The sequence below is a fragment of the Cellulomonas hominis genome (genome assembly GCF_901521055.1).
GTDB lineage: Bacteria > Actinomycetota > Actinomycetes > Actinomycetales > Cellulomonadaceae > Cellulomonas > Cellulomonas endometrii.
Window position 1 is genome coordinate 1 of record NZ_CABEGA010000099.1, and the last position, 5027, is coordinate 5027.

4 protein-coding genes are annotated in these 5027 nt (G+C 74.4%); 1 reads left to right on the top strand and 3 read right to left on the bottom strand.

Features of this window, described 5'->3' with window-relative positions:
• Nucleotides 1–33 precede the first annotated feature (33 nt).
• The 3 genes from KJP73_RS18985 to KJP73_RS18995 are packed head-to-tail and all read right to left on the bottom strand — an operon-like array spanning nt 34 to nt 3283.
• Nucleotides 34–1452 carry an NAD(P)/FAD-dependent oxidoreductase gene (locus KJP73_RS18985; RefSeq protein WP_249669557.1) on the bottom strand — a complete coding sequence of 473 codons (1419 nt, stop codon included), beginning with the start codon at nt 1450–1452 and terminating at the stop codon, nt 34–36.
• Complete coding sequence (locus tag KJP73_RS18990; protein ID WP_213284444.1) at nt 1449–2840, bottom strand: aspartate aminotransferase family protein; 1392 nt, start codon at nt 2838–2840, stop codon at nt 1449–1451. The genes KJP73_RS18985 and KJP73_RS18990 overlap by 4 nt, the downstream gene beginning before the upstream one ends.
• A complete protein-coding gene (locus KJP73_RS18995) occupies nt 2837–3283 on the bottom strand; it encodes an Lrp/AsnC family transcriptional regulator (RefSeq protein ID WP_249669558.1) in 447 nt (148 codons plus the stop codon). Before KJP73_RS18995 ends, KJP73_RS18990 begins: the two co-directional genes overlap by 4 nt.
• A gap of 249 nt (nt 3284–3532) precedes the next feature.
• On the opposite strand from KJP73_RS18995, the gene KJP73_RS19000 reads away from it, so the two are divergent.
• On the top strand, nt 3533–4981 hold the full coding sequence (locus KJP73_RS19000) for a gamma-aminobutyraldehyde dehydrogenase (protein WP_213284446.1): 1449 nt from the start codon (nt 3533–3535) through the stop codon (nt 4979–4981).
• The last annotated feature ends 46 nt before the right edge of the window (nt 4982–5027 follow it).

Here is a 5027-nt window from a genome sequence, read left to right on the forward strand (position 1 = left end):
GCGGGAGGGCGGGAGGAGTGGGAGGGCGCGCGGTCAGTGCCCGAGCAGCGGGGCGAGCGCGGCCGCCACGCGGCTGGCGCGGCCCGTCAGGCGCTCCTCCCGGTCGGCCAGGGCCGCCGCGCGCAGGCCCGCGGTGATCCCGGCCCAGCGCAGCGGCTCGGGCTCCCACCGCGGCGAGCGGTGCCCGACCCAGGGCAGGCGGGTCAGCGCCGAGTCGGTGCCCGTGAGCAGGTCCGCGAGGGTGCGGCCCGCGAGGTTGGAGGCCCCGACGCCGTCCCCGACGTAGCCGCCGGCCCACGCGATGCCGTCCTCGTCGAGCCCCACGGAGGCGTGCCAGTCGCGGGGGACGCCGAGCGGGCCGCCCCAGGCGTGCGTGATCTCGGCGTGCCGGACCGCGGGGAACAGGTCCACGAGCGTCCGCCGCAGCGCGCGGGTGACGCGCGGGTCCTGGTCGAAGGCCGGCTCGATCGCGGAGCCGCGGTGGTACGGGGCGCCGCGGCCCCCGAACGCGAGACGGTCGTCCGCGGTGCGCTGCCCGTAGACCACCAGGTGCCGCCCGTCGGTGAACGTCTGGCCGCGGTCGAGGCCGATCACGTCCCACACCGACGCCGGCAGCGGCTCGGTGGCGATCATGAGCGAGTACACCGGGGCGAGGTCCCGGTGGTGCCCCGGCAACGCGGCCGTCCACGCCTCGACCGCCCGCACGACGTGCCGCGCGCGCACGGTGCCGTGGTCGGTGACGACCGCGCGCGGGGAGATCCGCAGGGCCCGGGTGCCCTCGACCAGGCGCACGCCCCGGGCGGTGACCACGTCGGCCAGCCCGCGCACGAGGCGGGCGGGCTGGACGCGCGCGCAGTCGGGCGTCCAGGTCCCGCCGAGCACCCCGTCGGCCCGGACGTGGGTCGCGACCTCCTCCGCGCTGAGCAGGTCCAGCTCGTCGCCCCACCGGCCGGCGGCCTCGGCCTCGGCGGACAGGCGGGCGAGCTGGGCCGGGGTGCGCGCCAGGGTGACGGTGCCGCCGTAGGCGAAGTCGCAGGCGATCTCCTCCGCCGCGGCGACCCCGCCGACCTCGACGACGGTGTCGCGCATGGCCGCGCGCATCGACCGCGCCGCCTCCGCGCCGTGCCGGCGGGCGAGGGCCTCCGCGGACGTGGGCAGCAGCGCGGAGCACCACCCGCCGTTGCGCCCGCTGGCGCCGTACCCGGCGACCGCCTGCTCCACGACGAGCACGTCGAGCGCCGGGTCGGCCTCCAGCAGGTAGTAGGCGGTCCACAGCCCGGTGAGGCCGGCGCCGACCACGACGACGTCCGCGGTGGTGTCGCCGTCGAGCGGCTCGCGGGGCTCGACCGGCGCCTCCGCGGCGACCTGGTCGAACCAGAGCGAGACGCCGGCGAGGTCCCGGCCCGCCGTCCACGCCACCGCCGGCGCGGGGCCCGGCTCCGGCGCGGTCACAGCCGCGTCCACGCCTCGCTGAGCACGCCCCGGAGGATCTGCTCGATCTCGGCGAACTCCGCCGGGCCGCAGGTCAGCGGGGGTGACAGCTGGATGACCGGGTCCCCGCGGTCGTCGGCGCGGCAGTACAGGCCGGCGTCGAACAGGGCGGGGGACAGGAAGTCGCGCAGCAGGTGCTCGGACTCGGCGTCGTCGAACGTCTCCCGGGTGGTCTTGTCCTTGACGAGCTCGATGCCGTAGAAGTACCCGGCTCCCCGCACGTCCCCGACGATCGGGAGGTCCAGGAGCTGCTCGAGCGTCGACTTGAACACCGGCGCGTTCTCGTGCACCCGCCGGGTCAGCCCCTCGCGCTCGAAGATGTCGAGGTTCGCCATCGCGACGGCGGCCGACACGGGGTGCCCGCCGAACGTGTAGCCGTGGTAGAAGGTCGTGTCCCCGGTGCGGAACGGCTCGTAGACCCGGTCGGAGACGATCGTCGCGCCGATCGGCGAGTAGCCCGACGTCAGCCCCTTGGCGCACGTGATCATGTCCGGCACGTACCCGAGGTCGGTGCAGGCGAAGATCTCACCGATCCGGCCGAACGCGCAGATCACCTCGTCGGAGACCAGCAGCACGTCGTACCGGTCGCAGATCTCACGGACCCGCTGGAAGTACCCGGGCGGGGGTGGGAAGCAGCCGCCGGCGTTCTGCACCGGCTCGAGGAACACGGCCGCGACGGTCTCGGGCCCCTCGAACTCGATCGCCTCCGCGATCCGGTCGGCGGCCCAGCGCCCGAAGGCCTCCGGGTCGTCGCGCAGCTCCTCGGACGCGCGGTAGATGTTGGTGTTCGGGACCCGCGTGGTCGACGGCACGAGCGGCTCGAACGGCGCCTTGAGGCTGGGGATGCCGGTGATGGACAGCGCCCCCTGGGTGGTGCCGTGGTAGGCGACGGCCCGGGAGATCACCTTGTGCTTGCCGGGCCTGCCGACGAGCTTCCAGTACTGCTTCGCGAGCTTCCAGGCCGTCTCGACGGCCTCGCCGCCGCCGGTCGTGAAGAAGACGCGGTTGAGGTCGCCCGGGGCGTACCCGGCGAGCCGCTCGGCGAGGTCGATGGCCTGCGGGTGCGCGTAGGACCACAGCGGGAAGAACGCGAGCTCGCTGGCCTGCTGCCGGGCGCGCTCGGCGAGCTCGGCGCGGCCGTGGCCCGCCTGGACCACGAACAGGCCGGCGAGCCCGTCGAGGTACCGGCGGCCGCGGTCGTCCCAGATGTGGTGGCCCTCGCCGCGCACGATGGTCGGGACCCGCTCCTCCCACGCGCTCTGGCGGGTGAAGTGGCCCCACAGGTGGTCGCGGGCGGCGGCGTGCCGGTCGGTCCCGCGGGGGGTGAGGGAGGTCAGCGTCTCGGTCATCGGGTTCCCCAGTCGTATTGCTGCTTGCGCAGCTTGAGGTAGACGAACGTCTCGGTCGCGCGCACGCCGGGCAGCGTGCGGATGCTGTCGTTGAGCACCGCCAGGAGGTGGTCGTCCCCGGTGCAGACGACCTCGACCATGACGTCGAACCCGCCCGCGGTGATGACGACGTAGTCGACCTCCGGGAGGTCGGCCAGGGCGTCCGCGAGCTGCTCGAGGTCGCCCGCCGCCTTGATGCCGATCATCGCCTGCCGGGCGAAGCCGACCTGCACGGGGTCGGTCACGGCGACGATCTGCATGACACCCGCGTCGGTGAGCCGCTGCACGCGCTGGCGCACCGCTGCCTCCGACAGCCCCACCGCCCGGGCGATGGTGGCGTAGGGACGCCGGCCGTCCTCCTGCAGCTGCTCGATGATCGCCTTGGAGAGGTCGTCGAGCACCACGGGCGGTACGGGCCCGGCGGGTCCGTTGGCGGGGCCGGCGGCGGGGTCGGTGGCGCGGGGGGTCACGCCGTCGATCGTGACCCGGGAGGCGCCGTCCGCGCAAGTGATTCCGTGGTGCAGCCTGTCATCGGTGACGGATTCACGCGTCGAAACACACTGTTTACAGGGATTTCGCGGCTGGGGTCTGTTTCGGCCGGCCCGCCCGCCGTTAGCGTGCAGCCACCGACGACGCCCTGAGACGGGAGCACCGTGAGCACCAGCACCTCCGGCCGACCGCTCGCCCTGCGGAACTTCGTGGGCGGCGTGGCCGTCGACGCGGCCGACGGCCGCACGTCCGACATCGTGGACCCGACGACCGGTGAGGTGTACGCAGAGGCCCCCGTCTCGGGTGCCGCCGACGTCGACGCCGCCGTCCGGGCCGCCGCCGCGGCGTTCGAGGGCTGGCGCCGCAGCACGCCGCAGGAGCGCCAGCTCGCGCTGCTCCGGATCGCCGACGCGGTCGACGCCCGCGCCGACGAGCTCGTCGCGGTCGAGTCGCGCGACACCGGCAAGCCGCTGCACCTCACCGCCACCGAGGAGGTGCCGCCGTCGGCCGACCACTTCCGGTTCTTCGCGGGCGCCGCGCGCGTCCTCGAGGGCCTCGCGGCGGGGGAGTACCTGGCGGGGCACACGTCGTTCGTCCGGCGCGAGCCCGTCGGGGTGATCGGGCAGGTCACGCCCTGGAACTACCCGCTGATGATGGCGGTGTGGAAGATCACCCCGGCGCTCGCCGCGGGGAACACCGTCGTGCTCAAGCCGTCCGACACCACCCCGGCGTCCACGCTGCTGCTCGCCGAGATCGCCGCCGAGTTCCTGCCTGCCGGCGTGCTCAACGTCGTCTGCGGCGACCGGGACACGGGGCGCGCCCTGGTCGAGCACCCGCGCCCGGACATGGTGTCGATCACCGGCTCGGTGCGCGCCGGCACCGAGGTCGCCGGGTCCGCGGCGCGGGACGTCAAGCGGGTGCACCTGGAGCTCGGGGGCAAGGCGCCCGTCGTGGTGTTCGCCGACGCCGACCTGGAGGCCGCGGCCGAGGGCATCGCCGCCGCCGGGTACTTCAACGCCGGGCAGGACTGCACCGCCGCCACCCGCGTCCTGGTGCAGGCGTCGGCGCACGAGGAGTTCCTCGCGGCGCTCGCCGCCCACGCGGCCACGCACCGCACGGGCATGCCCGACGACCCCGGCGTGTCGTTCGGCCCCCTCAACAACGCCGCGCAGCTCGACCGGGTCGTGGGCTTCCTCGACCGGCTGCCCGACCACGCGGACGTGGTCGTCGGTGGCCACCGGCAGGGCGAGCGCGGGTACTTCCACGAGGCCACGGTGGTCGACGGGCTCCGCCAGGACGACGAGGCGGTGCAGGACGAGATCTTCGGCCCCGTGATCACGGTCCAGACGTTCGCCGACGAGGCCGAGGCGGTCGCGCTCGCGAACGGCGTCCGGTACGGGCTGTCCAGCTCGGTGTGGACGAAGGACCACGCCCGCGCGATGCGGCTGTCCCGCGACCTCGACTTCGGCGTCGTGTGGATCAACACGCACATCCCGTTCGTGTCCGAGATGCCGCACGGCGGGTTCAAGCAGTCCGGCTACGGCAAGGACCTCTCGATGTACGGCTTCGAGGACTACACGCGCGTCAAGCACGTGATGACCGCCCTCGACTGATCCCGGCCAGTCGAGGGCGGTCATCACGTGCTTGACGCGCGTGTAG